The following is a 17,848-nucleotide window of genomic DNA, read 5'->3' as shown; positions in this document are numbered from 1 at the left end:
TTCCGGTGCCGGGGGCGGCGGGGGAGGAGGTGGAGGCGGTGGTGGCTCCGGGGGCGGAGGTGGCGGCGGCGGTGGAGATGGTGGCGGAGGAGGTGGCGGCGGAGGAGGCGGGGGAGGCGGCGGTTCCGGTGGGGTGACCACCCCGCAGTTTCCGCTGCCCGCCACGGCGACCGCGGTGGTGCCGTCGTCCTGCCCGATGACGGCCACCGCGCAGGCGTCGGCGGTCGCGGGCTGCGGTACGGCTATCAGCCAGACGAGTGCGGCGGCTGTCGAGAGCCGCCCGATGCGGGATCCGTACACGACCGGCAGCATGATCCACGTCGTCCGGCGACACACCGGACTTCGCGGGGATTCGCCTGATGGTGGGACAAGAAGCCGTTCATGTTTGCGCCCGGTTGACGGTCCGGCAGGCTCCCCCGCCCGAAGCCCCGATGAGCGCGCCGCTGAATTCTTCTCGGCCCGCGTTGAACACCACCCCCGTGACGCCCCGTACCTAGGGCCATGGACGGCGCGGCCTCGCGTCGCCATCGCAGCGAATACGACGACGTACTACGGGAGTCGACATGAACACCTGGCGCAACGCCTCGCTCGCGGTCACCGCCGTGGCCCTTTTGACGCTGACGACGGCGTGCGGTCAGGAGCAGGGCACGGCATCGCCCAATGGTCAGTCGGTGGGCAACGCGGCCCCGGCGCAGCAGCCGGCCGAGAGCGGCTACGGCTCCTCCGGCGGTGGTTACGGCTCCGGCGCTGACGTCGCGGCCCCGAAGGCGGCGGGTCAACTCGCCGTCCAGGACAGCAAGAAGCTCGGGAAGGTGCTCACCGACAGCGAGGGGTTCACGCTCTACCGGTTCGACAAGGACACCGCGAAGCCGCCGAAGTCGAACTGTGACGGAGACTGCGCGACGGCGTGGCCCGTGGTGCCCGCGGGCGACGTCAAGGCCGCCGCCGGAACCGATGCCTCGCTGCTCGGCGAGGTCGTCCGGACCGACGGCTCCAAGCAGCTCACGGTCGACGGCTGGCCGATGTACCGGTACGCGAAGGACACCGCGCCGGGACAGGCCAACGGCCAGGGCGTCGGGGGCACCTGGTTCGCCTCCGCCCCCGACGGGAAGAAGGCGGCGGCCAACGCCGACGGTGCGGCCGTCACCGATCCGGCCGGCGCCGAACCGGCCGACGCGGCGGGGCTTTCCGTCCGCAAGGACCCGGAACTCGGTGACATCGTGGTGGACAAGCGCGGTATGACGGTTTACCGGTTCACGCAGGACTCCGCCTGGCCGATGAAGACGGCCTGCACCGGCGACTGCCTCAAGAAGTGGCCGGTAGTCGCCCCCGTGTCCAAAAACTCGGTGGAAGGCGTGACGAAGAAGGGATTCGTCACTTTCGACCGCCCCGACGGGATCAAGCAGCAGACCATCGACTGCTGGCCGATCTATACGTTCGCCGGGGACGAGAAGCCGGGTGACGTCAACGGCCAGGGAGTCGGCGGTACGTGGTTCGCGGTCTCGCCCGACTCCAAGCTCGTCAAGACCACGAAGTAACCGCCCAGTAGCTCCCAAGTGGCCCCGAACCACCGGGAATCGGTGAGTGAAGTGCCGGTCCGTCGCTGCATGTGTACGCGCAGCGACGGGACCGGCCGTTGTTGCCACCGGAGTGTGACCAATAACGGATCCCTAATTTCCGTTTCCACTCGCTCTCTTGGCGGTCGATCAGTAGCCTCTGGTCAACACTGACCATGAACATGGCCGGATCGCCGTGGCGAACTTGTTGGAGACATCGATGGAGCGTCCCGCCTGGGCACCGCAAGGCATAGATATCTCGGTGCCGAGCGTGTCCCGCATGTACGACTTCTATCTGGGCGGATCGCACAATTTCGAGGTGGACCGGGAAGCCGCGCGGAAGGCCATGGAGTTCCTCCCGGGCCTTCCCAAGATCATGCAGGCGAATCGGGCCTTTATGCGCCGGGCCGTGCGGTACGCGGTCGGCGAGGGGATCGATCAGTTCCTCGACATCGGCTCCGGCATCCCGACCTTCGGCAACGTCCACGAGGTGGCCCAGGCCGCCGACCCGCGGGCCAAGGTGGCGTACGTCGACCACGACCCGGTCGCCGTCGCACACAGCCAGGCGGTGCTGGAGGGCAACGACCTGGCCGTCATCGCCGCCGCCGACCTGCGCCGCCCCAAGGAGATCCTGGAGAACCCGGCGATCACCGGACTCCTCGACCTGGACCGCCCGGTGGCCCTGCTGCTCGTCGCGGTGCTCCACTTCATCGAGGACGCCGACGATCCGCGCGCGGCGGTCGCCGAACTGCGCGAGGCACTGGCCCCCGGCAGCCTCGTCATCCTGACCCACGCCTCGTACGAGGGCATCCCGCTCTCCAAGGAGGAGGCGGACGGCACGGTCGGCGTCTACCGGAACATCCGCAACCCGCTCATCATGCGGACGCGCGAGGAGATCGGCGCGTTCTTCGAGGGGTACGAGATGGTGGAGCCCGGCCTCGTGTCGATGCCCGAGTGGCGGCCGGACACCCCGCAGTCGCCGGAGCAGGAAGACCCGTACGCCTTCTCGGGCTTCGGCGGGGTCGGGCGTAAGGCGTGAGTATTCCCGCCCAGGCCTCCGGTGAGCAGGACGCGGAACCGGACGGACCGGAAGGCCGGCTCCGGAGATTCGCCACGATCTGGAGCCGGGCCATCTTCCCGCTGACGGCCACCTCCCTGACCCGCCCGGAGTTCGAGCGGCATCTGCTGCCGCTGGCCCGCGAGTTGAGCCTGACCCTGCACGCCCACCCGTTCGACGCCTCGCCCGCCGCCCGGATCGGCGCGGCGCTGGTCGACGCGCACTGCACGGACCCGGACGCCCTGAGCTCCACGCTCGGGGTCGTCGACTCCTACCTCGTGCTGTACTGCGGCGGCAACGGTCCGGGTGAGCTGTCCACCGAGGACGCCCGCGCCCGGTGCGCCCGGATCCAGCACACCCTCGCCTCCGGCTTCTCCCAGGCCCTGCGCGAGCGGACCCTCGCCGAGCAGGAGGCCATCGCCCGCTCGGCGCTCACCGCCCGCTCGGACGCCGAGCAGGCCCTCCACGCCACCGAGGCCCGCTTCCGCGCGGTCTTCAAGGACGCCGCCGTCGGCATCGGCATCGCCGACCTCGACGGCAACATCCTGGAGATCAACGACACCCTCACCCGGATGTTCGGCGGCCTGGAGCACCACGTCCGCAGCCACAAGGTGAACGAGTGGGTCCACCCCGAGGACTCGCCGCAGGTGTGGAAGTTCTACAACGAGCTGGTACGGGGGGAGCGCGACCACTACCGGGTCGAGAAGGCGTACTACCGCAACGACGGCACCGTCCTGTGGACCAACCTCACCGTGTCGCTGCTGCGCGACCCCGAGGGCCGTCCGCAGTACCAGCTGGCGCTGATGGAGGACACCACCGAGCGCCGTCTGCTCAACCTGCGGCTGCGCTACGAGGCCACGCACGACGCGCTCACCGGACTGCCCAACCGGACGCTGTTCTTCGAGCGTCTGGAGAAGGTGCTCGCGGCCAAGGACGGGGCCCGCTTCGGCCTCTGCTACCTGGACCTCGACGGGTTCAAGGCCATCAACGACAGTCTCGGCCACGCGGCCGGCGACCGGCTCCTGGTCGAGGTCGCCGACCGGCTCCAGAGCTGCGCCACCGCACCCGGCGAGATGGTCGCCCGGCTCGGCGGCGACGAGTTCGTGGCCCTGACCACCGGGCCGGGCACCGCCGACGCGGTGGACGAGCTGGCCGGCCGCATCCTCAACGTGCTCGCCACCCCGATCCGGCTGGACGGCCGCGAGCTGAGCGTCCGCGGCTCCATCGGCGTCGTCGAGGGCCCGGCCGGGGAGCGCAGCGCCGCCGAGGTGCTGCGCAGCGCGGACATCACCATGTACCGGGCCAAGGCGGCGGGCGGCAACCGCTTCGAACTCGCCGACGCCGAGGCCGACGCCCGCGCCATCACCCGCCACGGGCTGACCACCGCGCTGCCCGCCGCGCTGGACCGGGGCGAGTTCTTCATCGAGTACCAGCCGCTCGTCCACCTCGGCGACGGCACCGTGCACGGCGCCGAGGCGCTCGTACGGTGGTGCCATCCGCAGCACGGGGTGCTCGGCCCCGACCGGTTCATCCCGCTCGCCGAGCACACCGGGCTGATCGTGCCGCTGGGGCGCTGGGTGCTGGAGGAGTCCGTCCGGCAGGCCAACTTCTGGCAGGAGCGGCACAGCGACGGAGGCCCGCTGCGGATCAACGTCAACCTCTCGCCGACCCAGCTGCACCACCCCCGGCTGGTCGCCGAGACCGTCGACGTACTGGAACGCTCGGGCCTCGAACCCGGCGCTCTCTGCCTGGAGGTGACCGAGTCCGCCCTCATCGGCGCCGACGACGACCTCCTCAAGCCGCTGCGGCAACTCGCCGAGATGGGCGTGGACATCGCGCTCGACGACTTCGGCACCGGCTACTCGAACCTGGCCAACCTGCGGCGGCTCCCGGTGAGCGTCCTCAAGCTGGACCGCTCCTTCACCCGGGGCATGCAGCAGCACCCGGCGGACCCGGTCGACCTGAAGATCGTCGAGGGGATCGTCTCGCTGGCCCACAGCCTGGAGCTGGCCGTCACGGTGGAGGGCGTGGAGACGGGGGCGCAGGCCGAGCAGTTGCGCCGGCTGGGCTGCGACACCGCCCAGGGCTGGTACTACGCCCGCCCCGGCGCCCCGGACCGCATCCACTCGCTGCTGCTGGCCGACGCGGTGTGAGCGGAGGGGCCCGGGCCTCTCACCCGCCCCCGGGCCCGTGCTCCAGCAGCATCCGCTGGAGCTCCCGGGCCGCGCGGGGCGGGGCCACGTCGCTGCGGTGCGCGAGAGCGATCGTGCGCCGCAGTCCGGGGCCGGCCAGCGGGGTCCGCCGCAGGTCGTGACCGGCCCGGGTGGCGGCCATGCTCGGCACCACCGCGATGCCGAGCCCCGCCCGTACGAAACCGAGCACCGCGTCCATCTCGCCGCCCTCCACCGTGAACGAGGGCTCGAACCCCTCAGCCCGGCAGGCGGCGAGCGTCAGCTCCCGCAAGTTGTAGCCGTGCCGGAACATCACCAGGGGCGCCCCTTCGAGATCCGCGATCCGGACCCGCCCGCCGCGCCCCGGGGGAGGCTCCGCGGCGGACGACACCACCACCAGGTCCTCCCGCAGCAGCTCCACCGTGGTCAGCGCGGGGGAGGCGGCCGGCAGCGGCAGCACCACCAGCGCCAGGTCGAGCGCCCCGCGCGCCAGCTGCCGTACGAGGTCGTGCGAGCCGCCCTCCTCCAGCAGCAGCCGCACCCCCGGATGCCGGTCGTGGAAGGCGCGCAGCACATCGGGCAGCAGCCCCGTACAGAGGCTCGGCGTCGCGCCCAACCGCACCCGGCCGCTCCGCAGCTGCACCAGTTCCTGCACCTCGTGGCGCGCGGTCTCCGCGTCCGCGAGGATCCGCCGGGCCAGCGGCAGCAGCGCCTCACCTGCGTCGGTCAGGGCGATGTTGCCCCTGGCCCGGCTGAACAGCTCGGCGCCCAGCTCGCTCTCCAGGGCCCGGATCTGCTGGGAGAGCGAGGGCTGCGAGACATGCACGGCCTCGGCGGCCCGGGTGAAATGCAGGGTCTCGGCGACGGCCACGAAATAGGTGAGCTGCTGGAAGTGCATACACCGAGGCTACCGTCGCTCGATAGGCAACACCTATGAAGATCAGCCACTCCATGTCTTGGACTGATCGGCCCGGGGCCCCTACCGTCAGGTCCATGGCATTGGCAACGCGGACGGACCGACGGCCGTCGATGACGCGTACGCTCTGGGACTCGACCGTCGGCAAGAAAACCATCATGGCCGTCTCCGGTCTGATCATGCTCGGGTACCTCGTCGCCCACATGGTCGGAAACCTGAAGATCTTCTTCGGACCCGGTGAGTTCGACGGCTACGCCCACTGGCTGCGCACCATGGGCGAACCGATCCTGCACTACGAGTGGGCGCTGTGGATCGTCCGCGTGGGGCTGGTCGCCGCCGTCGTGCTGCACGGCATCTCCGCGTACCAGCTCAGCCGCCGCGACATCAGAGCGCGCCCGGCGAAATACGTCCACAAGAGGCCCCGCGCCAGCTACGCCACCCGGACCATGCGCTGGGGCGGGATCATCCTCGTGCTCTTCATCATCTGGCACATCCTCGACCTGACGACCGGCACCGTCCACACCAGCTTCGAGGCCGGACACCCGTACCAGAACGTCATCGACACCTTCTCCACCTGGTACGGCAACGTCATCTACATCGTCGCCGTGCTCGCCATGGGCCTGCACGTCCAGCACGGCTTCTGGAGCGCCGCGCAGACGCTCGGCGTCGGCAACGCGACCCGCGACCGCGTCCTGAAGACCCTCGCCAACGTCCTCGCGGCGGTGCTGACGCTGGGCTTCATCTCCGTACCCGTCGCCGTCATGACCGGAGTGGTGAGCTGACATGCCCGACTACACGCACTACGCCACGGGCGAGCCCGTCGTCGACACCAAGGCCCCCGAGGGCCCCGTCGCCGAGCGCTGGGACACCCGCCGCTTCCAAGCCAAACTCGTGAACCCGGCCAACCGGCGCAAACATACGGTCATCGTCGTCGGCACCGGACTGGCCGGCGGATCGGCCGGCGCGACGCTCGCCGAACAGGGCTACCACGTCGTCCAGTTCTGCTTCCAGGACTCGCCCCGGCGCGCCCACTCGGTGGCCGCGCAGGGCGGTATCAACGCGGCGAAGAACTACCGCAACGACGGCGACTCGATCCACCGACTCTTCTACGACACCGTCAAGGGCGGTGACTTCCGCGCCCGCGAGTCCAACGTCCACCGGCTGGCGCAGATCTCGGTCGAGATCATCGACCAGTGCGTCGCCCAGGGCGTCCCCTTCGCCCGCGAGTACGGCGGCCTCCTCGACAACCGGTCCTTCGGCGGCGTCCAGGTCTCCCGTACGTTCTACGCGCGCGGCCAGACCGGGCAGCAGCTGCTCCTCGGCGCCTACCAGGCACTCTCCCGGCAGATCGCCACGGGCGGCGTCGAACTCCACGCCCGTACCGAGATGCTGGACCTCATCGTGGTCGACGGAAAGGCCCGCGGGATCGTCGCCCGCGACCTCGTCACCGGGAAGATCGACACCTACTTCGCCGACGCGGTCGTCCTGGCCACCGGCGGCTACGGCAACGTCTTCTACCTGTCGACCAACGCCATGAACTCCAACGCCACCGCGATCTGGCGGGCCCACCGGCGCGGCGCCTACTTCGCCAACCCCTGCTTCACCCAGATCCACCCCACCTGCATCCCGCGCACCGGCGACCACCAGTCCAAGCTCACCCTGATGAGCGAGTCGCTGCGCAACGACGGCCGCATCTGGGTCCCCAAGGCCAAGGGCGACGACCGCCCGGCCGACCAGATCCCCGAGGACGAGCGCGACTACTACCTGGAGCGCATCTACCCCGCCTTCGGCAACCTGGTGCCCCGCGACATCGCCTCCCGCGCCGCCAAGAACGTCTGCGACGAGGGACGCGGCGTCGGCCCCGGCGGGCAAGGGGTCTACCTGGACTTCGCCGAGGCCATCGGACGGATGGGCCGCAAGGCGGTGGAGGCGAAGTACGGCAACCTCTTCGACATGTACCAGCGGATCACCGACGAGGACCCCTACACGGTCCCCATGCGGATCTACCCCGCCGTGCACTACACGATGGGCGGCCTCTGGGTCGACTACGACCTCTCGACCACCATCCCCGGCCTCTTCGCCATCGGCGAGGCGAACTTCTCCGACCACGGGGCCAACCGGCTCGGCGCCTCCGCGCTGATGCAGGGTCTCGCCGACGGCTACTTCGTCCTGCCCTCCACGATCAACGACTACCTCGCCCGCAACCCGCACACCGAGAAGGTCGACGCCCACCACCCCGCCGTCGCCGAGGTGGTGGCGGAGACCGAGGACCGCATCAACCTGCTGCTCTCCGTCGACGGCGACCGCACCCCCGACTCCTTCCACCGCGAGATCGGTGAACTCATGTGGGAGTACTGCGGGATGGCCCGCACCGAGGACGGACTGCGCAAGGCGCTCGCCAAGATCCCGGAGATCCGGGAGGAGTTCTGGCGCCGCATCAAGGTGCCCGGCACCGGCGAGCAGTTCAACCAGTCGCTGGAGAAGGCGAACCGCATCGTCGACTACCTGGAGCTGGCCGAGCTGATGTGCCTCGACGCGCTGCACCGCGCCGAGTCCTGCGGCGGCCACTTCCGTGCCGAGTCCCAGACCCCCGAGGGCGAGGCCGAGCGGCGCGACGAGGAGTTCTCGTACGCCGCCGCCTGGGAGTTCACCACCACCGGCGCCGCCCCCGTCCTGCACAAGGAAGACCTCGTCTTCGAGTACGTCCACCCCACTCAGCGGAGCTACGCATGAAGCTCACCCTGCGCGTCTGGCGCCAGCAGAATGCCGAGACGCCCGGCGCCATGGCCACCTACGAAGTCGACGGGATCTCCCAGGACATGTCGTTCCTGGAGATGCTCGACACCCTCAACGAGGAGCTCATCCTCGCCGGGGACGAGCCCGTCGCCTTCGACCACGACTGCCGCGAGGGCATCTGCGGCGCGTGCAGCCTCGTCATCAACGGCGACGCCCACGGCCCGGAGCGCACCACCACCTGCCAGCTCCACATGCGGTCCTTCGCCGACGGCGACACGATCGACATCGAGCCGTGGCGGGCCTCCGCCTTCCCGGTGGTCAAGGACCTGGTCGTGGACCGCTCCTCCTTCGACCGCATCATCCAGTCCGGCGGCTACATCTCCGCCCCCACCGGCACCGCGCCCGACGCCCACGCCACCCCGGTGCCCAAGCCGGACGCCGAACTCGCCTTCGAGAACGCCGAGTGCATCGGCTGCGGCGCCTGCGTGGCGGCCTGCCCCAACGGCTCGGCGATGCTGTTCACGGCGGCCAAGGTCAACCACCTCAACGTCCTGCCGCAGGGTGCCCCGGAGCGCGAGACCCGGGTGCTGGACATGGTGGCCCAGATGGACGAGGAGGGGTTCGGCGGCTGCACCCTGACCGGCGAGTGCGCGACCGCCTGCCCGAAGGGCATCCCGCTGCCGTCGATCGCGGCGATGAACAAGGAGTGGCTGCGGGCGACGCGTAAAGTCCGCCGCTGACAGGCGAGTTGATCCCGTACGGTGTCTTTTTCAGGCCCGTACGGGATCAACTCCCCAGGGCCTTCGCCAGATACGGCGCCGTACGGCTCTCCGCCGCCCGCGCCACCTCCTGAGGCGTACCGGTCGCCACGATCCGCCCGCCCCGGTCACCGCCGCCCGGCCCCAGGTCGATGACGTGGTCCGCGCCCGCCACCACGGCCATGTCGTGCTCCACGACCACCACGGTGTTGTGCGCGTCCACCAGACCGTGCAACTGCCGCATCAGCACCTCGACATCGGCCGGATGCAGGCCGGTCGTCGGCTCGTCCAGCAGATACAGCGTGTGCCCGCGCCGGGTGCGCTGGAGCTCCGAGGCGAGCTTGATCCGCTGGGCCTCGCCGCCGGACAGCTCGGTGGCCGGCTGCCCGAGCCGCAGATAGCCGAGCCCCACGTCCAGCAGCGTGGTCAGCGCGCGCTCGGCGGCCGGGGTCCCGGAGAAGAAGTCCGCCGCCGACTCCACGGTGAGATCGAGGACTTGAGCGACCGTCAGCCCGTGGAGCGTGACCTCCAGCGTCTCCGGGTTGTAGCGCGCGCCGTGGCAGTCCGGGCAGGGTGCGTAGGTGCTGGGCAGGAAGAGCAGCTCCACCGAGACGAACCCCTCGCCCTGACACGTCTCGCACCGCCCGCCGCTCACGTTGAACGAGAACCGCCCCGCCGTATAGCCCCGCTCCCGCGCCGTCCCGGTCTGCGCGAACAACTTGCGTACGGTGTCGAAGAGGCCGGTGTACGTGGCCAGGTTGGACCGGGGCGTCCGCCCGATCGGCTTCTGGTCCACCTGGACGAGCCGGTCCACCGCCTCCAGCCCGCTCGCCGAAGCGCAGAACTGCTCGCCCGCCCCGGCAGCCTCCTCACCCGCCTGCCGGTCCGCCATCACCCCGGCGAGCACCTGCCCCACCAGGGTCGACTTGCCCGACCCGGACACGCCGGTCACCGCCGTGAACACCCCGAGCGGGAAGGCCGCGTCGACCCCGCGCACATTGTGCCGCTCCACCCCGGAGAGCCGGATCCACCCGGAAGGCGTGCGCGTCTCCCGTACCGGCGTCGGGCCCTGGTCGAAGAGGAACCGCCGCGTCGCCGACTCCGGCACCTCGGCCAGCCCCTGGGGTGGCCCGCTGTGCAGCACCCGCCCACCGTGCTCCCCGGCCAGCGGCCCCACGTCCACCAGCCAGTCCGCCTGCCGCACCACATCCATCTGGTGCTCCACCACGAAGACCGAGTTCCCGGCCTCCTTGAGCCGGCCGAGCACCCCGAGCAGGGACTCCGTATCGGCGGGGTGCAGCCCGGCCGACGGCTCGTCCAGTACGTAGACCACCCCGAAGAGCCCCGAACGCAGCTGGGTCGCCAGCCGCAGCCGCTGCAACTCGCCCGAGGAGAGCGTCGGGGCCGTCCGGTCCAGGCTCAGATAGCCGAGCCCCAGCTCCGTCACCGTCCCGATCCGGGCCAGCAGATCACCCGTCAGCACCCGGGCCGTCTCCTCACCGCCCGCCGCGGCCGCCGTGAGCACCTCGGCCAGGGCGGAGAGCGGCAGCCCGGCCAGCTCCGCGATGGTCCGCCCGGCGAAGGTCACCGCCATCGCCTCGGGCCGCAGCCTGCTCCCGCCGCACACCGGACACGGCACACTCGTCAGGAAGCGCTCGGCCTTTGCCCGCAGCGTGCGGCTCTTGGTGTCGGCGAAGGTGTGCAGCACATAGCGTCGGGCGCTCATGTACGTTCCCTGGTACGGGCGTTGGATCCTCCCCGCGTCCCGCACCGGATGCACGGTCACCACCGGCTGCTCGTCCGTGAACAGGATCCACTCGCGGTCCTTCGCCTCCAGCTCACGCCACGGCCGGTCGACGTCGTACCCCAGGGTGTCCAGCACATCGCGCAGGTTCTTCCCCTGCCAGGCCCCCGGCCACGCGGCGATCGCGCCCTCCCGGATCGAGAGTGAGGGGTCGGGGACGAGCAGTTCCTCGTCCGTCCGGTGGATGCGCCCCAGGCCGTGGCACTCGGGGCAGGCCCCGGCCGCCGTGTTGGGGGAGAATGCGTCGGAGTCCAGCCGCTCGGCGCCCGCCGGGTACTCCCCGGCCCGGGAGAACAGCATCCGCAGCGAGTTGGAGAGCGTGGTCACCGTCCCCACCGACGACCGGGCCCCGGGCGCCGAGCGGCGCTGCTCCAGGGAGACGGCGGGCGGCAGCCCGGTGATCTCCCCGACGGCCGGTGCGCCCACCTGGTGGATGAGCCGGCGCGCGTACGGAGCGACCGACTCGAAGTAGCGGCGCTGGGCCTCGGCGTAGATCGTGCCGAACGCCAGCGAGGACTTGCCGGACCCGGAGACCCCGGTGAAGACCGTGAGGGTGTCGCGCGGGATGTCGACGTTCACGTCCTGGAGGTTGTGCTCGCGCGCGCCGCGCACCCGGACGTACGGATCGTGGGGGGAGTGCATGGGGCGGGGCTCCGTACGTGAGGGGGACAAACGGTTCGATTCTAGGCGCGGGCGGGGCCGGGGGGCGGGGAGGGCCGGGGCGAGGCGGCGGCCCGGTCCACCGCCTGTCTCCTGTGTGGTGAGCAGCACGGCAGGGGGCGAGCGCGACGGCCGCCGGGAGCAGCAAGGGAGTGCCGGGCAGGAGTGGGCCGCCGACGCGGCTGCCGGAAGTTCTCTGGGCGCGAACCAGGCGGACGCGGAGACTCGCAGGTGCCGGAGCCGGTCCCAGGCCCGGACGTGACCGCATCCATGGAGGCGACCGGTGGACAGCGCAGATGCCCGGACGGCGGATTCCGGACGGCCGATGTCGTTCGCACAGCGACGGCTGTGGTTTCTGGACAGCCTGCGCCCCGGGACGCCGGGTGACCTGCTGCCGCTGGCACTGCGCGTTCGAGGGGACCTCGACGAGAAGGCCCTGACCGGGGCATTCGAGGCCCTGCTCGCCCGGCACGAGGTGCTCCGGACCCGGTACCCGTCCGTGGACGGGGAGCCGGTCGCGGTGGTGGAGCCCGTCGTGGAGGTGCCGTGGGACCACCGGGACCTGCGGAGCCTGCCTTCCCAGGAGCGCGAGTCACGGCTCACCGGGCTGATCGCGGCCGAGCTGGTCAGGCCGCTGCCGCTGGACACCGCGCCGCCGCTGCGGCTGACGCTGGTGCGGCTCGGCGATCAGGAGCACCTGCTCCTGATCGTGGTCCACCACATCGCCTTCGACTTCTTCTCCTGGCCCGTCCTCACCCGGGAACTGGCGGCCGGGTACCAGGCCCGTACGGGAGGTGCGGGAGCGGAGCCCGAGCCGCTGCCCCTCCAGTACGCCGACACCGCCGTCTCGCAGGCCGCGCGCCTCGCCGGCCCCCGGGGCGAGCGTCAACTCGCCTACTGGCGTGAGCGGCTGGCCGGACTCGAACCCCTGGAACTGCCCGCCGACCGGCCGCGGCCGGCCATCTGGGACGGCGCCGCCGACATCGCCCGCTTCACCGTTCCGGCCGAACTCGCCGCCAAGGTGGACCGGCTGGCCAGAGAACACCGGGCCACGCGCTTCATGGTGCTGCTCGCCGCCTTCCAGGCCACACTGGGGCGGCTGGCCGACCGCGACGACGTGGCCGTCGGCACCCCGGTCAGTGGCCGGGGGCGGCCCCCGCTCGGTGAGCTGATCGGGCTGTTCGTCAACTCGGTGGTGCTGCGCACCAGCCTGGCCGGTTCCCCGTCCTTCGCCGAGCTGCTCGGCCGGGTACGCACGGACACCCTGGCCGCGCTCAGCCATGCCGAGCTGCCGTTCGAGCGGGTCGTCACCGAACTGGCCCAACGGCGTGACCTGTCCCGCAACCCCCTCTTCCAGGTCTCCTTCCAGCTGCTTCCCCTCCCCGAGGAGCCCGACCATCTGCCCGGCCTGGACACCAGGATGGTCTCCACCCCGGCGTCGGGCACCGCCTTCGACCTGGCACTCGACCTCCTCTCCCAGCCCGATGGCCGGATCTCCGGCCGGATGCAGTACGCCACCGCACTGTTCGACCCCGACACCGCCGAGCGGATCGGCGCCGCCTTCGTCACGCTGCTGGCGGCCGCCGTGGCCGAACCGGACGCCCCGCTCGCCCGGCTCACCGGGGGGATCGAGGGACTGCCCGGCCGCGAGCGGCGCAGACTGCTGGCCCAGGGCAACGACACGGCGCTGGACGTGCCCGACGTCCCCTGGACGGAGCTGTTCGCCCGGCAGGTGTCCCGCGCCCCCGGCGCGGTGGCGGTCAGCGGCTCCGGCGGCTCTCTCACGTACGGCGAACTGGACGCCCGGGCCGACCGGCTGGCATGCCGTCTCGCCGCCCTCGGTGCCGGTCCGGGCGTTCCGGTCGGCGTCTTCCTGGAGCGGAGCCCCGATCTGGTGACAGCCCTGCTGGCGGTCCACCGGGCCGGCGCCGTCTACCTTCCGCTCGACCCGGACTACCCGCCCGCCCGGATCGGCCATCTCCTCCAGGACTCCGGCGCCGGGATCATCATCAGCGAAAGGGCCCTCACCGGCCGGCTGGCGGACACGGGCGGCGGCGGCCGTCAGCCCGAGCCGCGCACCCTGCTCCTCGACGACGCCGACGAGAGCTCACGGGCGACCGGGGCCCCGGGCCCGAGGCCACCGCACCGTCCACGCCCGGACGAACTCGCCTACATCTTCTACACCTCCGGCTCCACCGGGCAGCCGAAGGGCGTGCTCGTCGAGCACCGGTCGCTCACGCACTTCCTGGCCTCCATGGCCGGCCGTCTGCCGATCGGCCCCGGTGCCACGTTCCTGGGCATCACCACGGTCTCGTTCGACCCGTCCCTCATGGAACTGTGCCTCCCGCTGACCACCGGGGCGCGGCTGCTGCTGGCCGACCGCGAACAGGCCCGCGACCCGCAGCGGATGGCGGCCCTGATCGACAGCGCCGGCACCGCCCTGGTCCAGGCCACCCCGGTGACCTTGCGGATGCTGCTGGACTGCGGCTGGCGGCCGGGCGCCGGACTCGACATCCTCAGCGGCGGCGAGAAGCTGCACACCGAACTCGCGGTACGGCTGGCGGACGGCGGTGCGCGGGTGTGGGACCTCTACGGCCCGACCGAGACCACCGTCTGGTCCACCACGTCCCGCCTCGACCCCCGAGGGCGCCCGGAGGCCTGGCAACTGCGGGGCAACACACGCCTCGTGCTGCTCGACGCCCGCGGGAAACCCGTAGCCGAAGGGGCCGTCGGGGAGATCTGCATCGGCGGCAGCGGCCTGGGCTGGGGTTACCACGGAAGGCCGGCCCAGAGCGCCGCGGCCTTCGTCCCCGACCCCTTCGCCGACCGTCCCGGCGCCCGGCTGTACCGCACGGGCGATCTCGCGCGCCGGCGTTCCGACGGGTCCTTGGAGATCCTGGGCCGGGCCGACCACCAGGTGAAGATCCGGGGGCACCGGATCGAGCCGGGGGAGATCGAGTCCGCGCTCCTGGCCCTCGGCCACATCCGGGCCGTGGTGGTCCGTGCGGTTCAGCACCCGGACGGTGACCAGCGGCTGGCCGCCTATCTCGTCATGAAGGAGGCGGCCGCAGCGGCCGCCCATGACGAGCTGAGGGCGGCCCTGCTGGCCACCCTGCCCGACTACATGGTGCCCGAGGCCTTCGTGACCCTGGAGGCGCTGCCCCGGACTCCGAACGGCAAGGTCGACCGCCTGGCGCTGCCGCCGGTGGCCGACTGGGGCGTCGCGGGCGGCTCCATGGGCGCACCACCGCGCACGGACCGCGAACGCGCGGTGGCCACAGTCTGGGAGGACGTGCTCGGCATCCGGGAGATCGGCGTCGACCACGACTTCTTCCAGCTCGGCGGGCACTCCCTGCTCGCCACCCGTGTCTCGGTACGGCTCAGGTCCGCGCTCGGGATCGACGTACCGGTCCGGGCACTCTTCGAGCATCCCACCGTGGCCGCGCTGGCCGCAGCTCTGCCCGGCTATCCGACCGTCGCCTCCGCGGCGTCCGCGCCGGTGCTGGGAGCCCGGCGGCGCACACGCCGCCCGGTGGCGGACGCCCGCCCCTGAGGGCTCCCGCCCGACCGCCCTCCGGAACCTCCACCGGGGCGGCGCAGCCGGCCCCGCCGGCCGTCGCCACGCACACCGTCGCCAGTCGCCTCACGCAGCCGTCCCGCCGGGGCGTGTCGTCCCGGACCGGGACCGGCACGACGGGCGAGAACCGAAAGGACCACCGACCACCATGACCATCGCCTTCACCCCTCCCCCCGTCGTCGTTCCGTCCCTCGGGGCGGCCGGGGCGCCCGATGTGGACGTCTTCGAGCGGTACGAGTCCCACGTCCGCAGCTACTGCCGCAAGTTCCCGGCGGTCTTCGTCCGGGCCAAGGGCGCCCGGCTGTACGCCGAGGACGGACGGGTCTTCACCGACTTCTTCTGCGGCGCGGGCTCCCTCAACTACGGCCACAACCCGGACCCGATCAAGGCGCGGATCACCGACTACCTCGCCTCCGACGGCATGATGCACGGCCTCGACATGTACACCGCGGCGAAGCGGTCCTTCCTGGCCGCGCTGACCGAGCACATCCTGCGCCCCCGAGGCCTGGACTACACCGTGCAGTTCTCCGGCCCCACCGGAGCCGACGCTGTCGAGGCCGCCCTCAAACTGGCCCGCAAGGCCACCGGCCGCCGGGGGGTCTTCGCCTTCAGCGGGGGCTACCACGGGATGACCCGGGGGTCGCTCGCCGTCACCGGCAACGGACGCGCCCGCCGGGCCGGGGGAGTGCACGGCCAGGACGAGGTCACGTTCATCCCCTACGAGGACGGTCCCCAGGGCCCGTTCGACTCCGTCGCCCTCATCGAACGGCTGCTGGCCGACTCCTCCTCCGGGGTCGAGGCGCCCGCCGCGGTGATCGTCGAGCCCCTGCAGATGGAGGGCGGCGTGTACGCGGCCTCCGCCGACTGGCTGCGGCGGCTGCGCGCCGTCACCGAACGGCACGGCATCCTGCTGATCTGCGACGAGATCCAGTCCGGATGCGGCCGCACCGGCACCTTCTTCGCCTTCGAGGAGTCCGGCATCGTCCCGGACATGGTGACCGTCTCCAAGTCCATCAGCGGCTACGGCCTCCCGCTGGCCCTCACCCTCTTCCGGCCCGGACTGGACGTCTGGGAGCCCGGGGAGCACACCGGCACCTTCCGCGGCAACCAGCTCGCGTTCGTCGCCGCGACCGCCGCCGCCGAGCTGTGGAGCGACCGGGAGTTCGTGGAGCGGCTGCCCGTGCCCGCCCGCTCCCTGGCCGCCTTCGGCGCCGAACTGACCGCCGCCGAAACGGAGATCACCGTCCGGGGCCGCGGCATGGTGCTCGGCATCGACCTCGGCCGGGCCGGCGGCGGCAAGCGCGCCGAGGAGGTCCAGCGGTACGCCTTCGAGCACGGGCTCATCGTCGAACTCTCCGGCCGTGACGACGAGGTGATCAAGGTGCTGCCGCCGCTGACCGTCACCCCCGAGGAACTGGACCACGGCACCGGCGTGCTCCGCGCCGCACTGCTCGGCCGCTGAGACCGCACCGACCGCTCCATCCAGGAGGAAGCACCATGCCCCAGGCCGAACGCCGCCATCTGATCTCCATCGACGACCTCTCCGACGACGAACTGCTGCACATCGCCCGGCGAGGCGCCGAGTTCTCCGCGGGCGCCGCCGACGATGCGCGCCCCCTGGCGGACACCGTCGTCGGCGTGCTGTTCCGCAAGACCTCCACCCGCACCCGTACCGCCTTCTCCGCCGGAGCGCTGAGGCTGGGCGCACGGCTGATCACCTACGGCCCCGGGGACCTCCAGGAGAACACCGGGGAGACCGTGGAGGACAGCGCGGCCGTACTCTCCCGCATGATCGACGTCCTGGTGGCGCGCACCGCCGGGCCCGAGCGGGAGCTGCGCGCCTACGCCGACCAGCGGCGGATGGCCGTGATCAACGCGATGAGCCAGGGGGAGCACCCCACCCAGGCACTGGCCGACCTGACCACGCTGCTCCGCAGGTTCGGGCGCATCGAGGACCTCCACGTGGTCTACGTGGGCGAGGGCAACAACACCGCCTCCGCCCTGGCCCTGGCACTCTCCCGATTCCCGGGTACGAGGCTCACGCTGCGCACCCCGCCCGGGTACGGACTGGCCCCCGCCTATCTGGAGCGGGCGGCGGCCCATGCCCGGCGGAGCGGCGCCCGGATCGAGGAGCGTCACGACATGGCGGACCTGCCGGCCGCCGATGTCGTCTACACCACCCGCTGGCAGACCACCGGCACCGCCAAACCGACCCCCGACTGGCGCGAGGTGTTCGCGCCCTTCCAGGTCGACGAGAAAACCATGGCAAGCAGCCCCGACGCGGTCTTCATGCACGACCTCCCCGCTCACCGGGGCGAAGAGGTGACCGCGGACGTGCTCGACGGCCCGGCGAGCATCGCCTTCGACCAGGCCGAGAACAAATACCACAGCGCCCGCGCCGTTCTCGAATGGTGCGCGGCCGACCGGAGCTCCGAGAGGTAGAGCGTCATGGGCGCGGAAAAGCACGCGGAAAAGCACACGGAAGACCAGGAAGCCGTTTATCTGCCCGGTGGGCGTTGGCGGTTGTGGGAGCAGTTCTCGTTGCGTGGGCCGGGTTTTCCGGTGGGGGGTGTGTTGGATCTGGCTCCGGTGGATGTGTCGGTGTATGCGGAC

The 17,848-nt window shown here is 71.6% G+C and carries 11 protein-coding genes; 9 read left to right on the top strand and 2 right to left on the bottom strand.

Going from position 1 to position 17,848, the window contains the following annotated elements; genetic code table 11:
* The first annotated feature begins 563 nt into the window (after positions 1-563).
* From IF17_RS0135390 to IF17_RS0135380, 3 genes are all read left to right on the top strand, one after another.
* Entirely contained in the window at positions 564-1,538 is a 975-nt protein-coding gene (locus IF17_RS0135390) for an SCO0930 family lipoprotein (RefSeq protein WP_030575246.1), read from the top strand.
* A gap of 238 nt (positions 1,539-1,776) precedes the next feature.
* Positions 1,777-2,595, top strand: a complete 819-nt coding sequence (locus IF17_RS0135385; RefSeq protein WP_030575244.1) for an SAM-dependent methyltransferase — start codon at positions 1,777-1,779, stop codon at positions 2,593-2,595.
* Positions 2,592-4,766, top strand: coding sequence for a putative bifunctional diguanylate cyclase/phosphodiesterase (locus IF17_RS0135380; RefSeq protein WP_030575236.1), 2,175 nt, complete (start codon positions 2,592-2,594; stop codon positions 4,764-4,766). Before IF17_RS0135385 ends, IF17_RS0135380 begins: the two co-directional genes overlap by 4 nt.
* 19 nt (positions 4,767-4,785) lie before the next feature.
* Here IF17_RS0135380 and IF17_RS0135375 read toward each other — a convergent pair whose 3' ends face one another.
* Positions 4,786-5,682, bottom strand: coding sequence for a LysR family transcriptional regulator (locus tag IF17_RS0135375; RefSeq protein ID WP_030575234.1), 897 nt, complete (start codon positions 5,680-5,682; stop codon positions 4,786-4,788).
* 95 nt (positions 5,683-5,777) lie between these two features.
* Between IF17_RS0135375 and IF17_RS0135370 the strand changes: the two genes are divergently transcribed.
* The 3 genes from IF17_RS0135370 to IF17_RS0135360 are packed head-to-tail and all read left to right on the top strand — an operon-like array spanning position 5,778 to position 9,176.
* Positions 5,778-6,482 (top strand): succinate dehydrogenase, encoded by a 705-nt coding sequence (locus tag IF17_RS0135370; protein ID WP_078616165.1) that lies wholly within the window; start codon positions 5,778-5,780, stop codon positions 6,480-6,482.
* A gap of 1 nt (position 6,483) precedes the next feature.
* On the top strand, positions 6,484-8,433 hold the full coding sequence (locus tag IF17_RS0135365) for a fumarate reductase/succinate dehydrogenase flavoprotein subunit (protein ID WP_030575230.1): 1,950 nt from the start codon (positions 6,484-6,486) through the stop codon (positions 8,431-8,433).
* On the top strand, positions 8,430-9,176 hold the full coding sequence (locus IF17_RS0135360; protein WP_030575228.1) for a succinate dehydrogenase/fumarate reductase iron-sulfur subunit: 747 nt from the start codon (positions 8,430-8,432) through the stop codon (positions 9,174-9,176). The genes IF17_RS0135365 and IF17_RS0135360 overlap by 4 nt, the downstream gene beginning before the upstream one ends.
* 46 nt (positions 9,177-9,222) lie before the next feature.
* On the opposite strand, the gene uvrA is transcribed toward IF17_RS0135360, so the two are convergent.
* Positions 9,223-11,640 carry an excinuclease ABC subunit UvrA gene (gene uvrA, locus IF17_RS0135355; protein ID WP_030575226.1) on the bottom strand — a complete coding sequence of 806 codons (2,418 nt, stop codon included), beginning with the start codon at positions 11,638-11,640 and terminating at the stop codon, positions 9,223-9,225.
* Positions 11,641-11,941: 301 nt separating this feature from the next.
* Here uvrA and IF17_RS0135350 point away from each other — a divergent pair, with 301 nt between their 5' ends.
* The 3 genes from IF17_RS0135350 to IF17_RS0135340 all read left to right on the top strand — a co-directional run bounded on the left by IF17_RS0135350 (position 11,942) and on the right by IF17_RS0135340 (position 17,677).
* Entirely contained in the window at positions 11,942-15,211 is a 3,270-nt protein-coding gene (locus IF17_RS0135350; protein ID WP_032773088.1) for a non-ribosomal peptide synthetase, read from the top strand.
* Positions 15,212-15,383: 172 nt separating this feature from the next.
* Complete coding sequence (locus tag IF17_RS0135345) at positions 15,384-16,697, top strand: diaminobutyrate--2-oxoglutarate transaminase (RefSeq protein WP_030575223.1); 1,314 nt, start codon at positions 15,384-15,386, stop codon at positions 16,695-16,697.
* A 35-nt stretch (positions 16,698-16,732) separates the two neighbouring features.
* Positions 16,733-17,677 carry an ornithine carbamoyltransferase gene (locus tag IF17_RS0135340; RefSeq protein ID WP_030575222.1) on the top strand — a complete coding sequence of 315 codons (945 nt, stop codon included), beginning with the start codon at positions 16,733-16,735 and terminating at the stop codon, positions 17,675-17,677.
* Positions 17,678-17,848 lie beyond the last annotated feature (171 nt).

The organism is Streptomyces cyaneofuscatus, assembly GCF_000718135.1.
Taxonomy (GTDB): Bacteria; Actinomycetota; Actinomycetes; order Streptomycetales; family Streptomycetaceae; genus Streptomyces; species Streptomyces cyaneofuscatus.
Note: the sequence above shows the minus strand (reverse complement) of the source record. Positions and strands in the feature narration are given on the sequence as shown.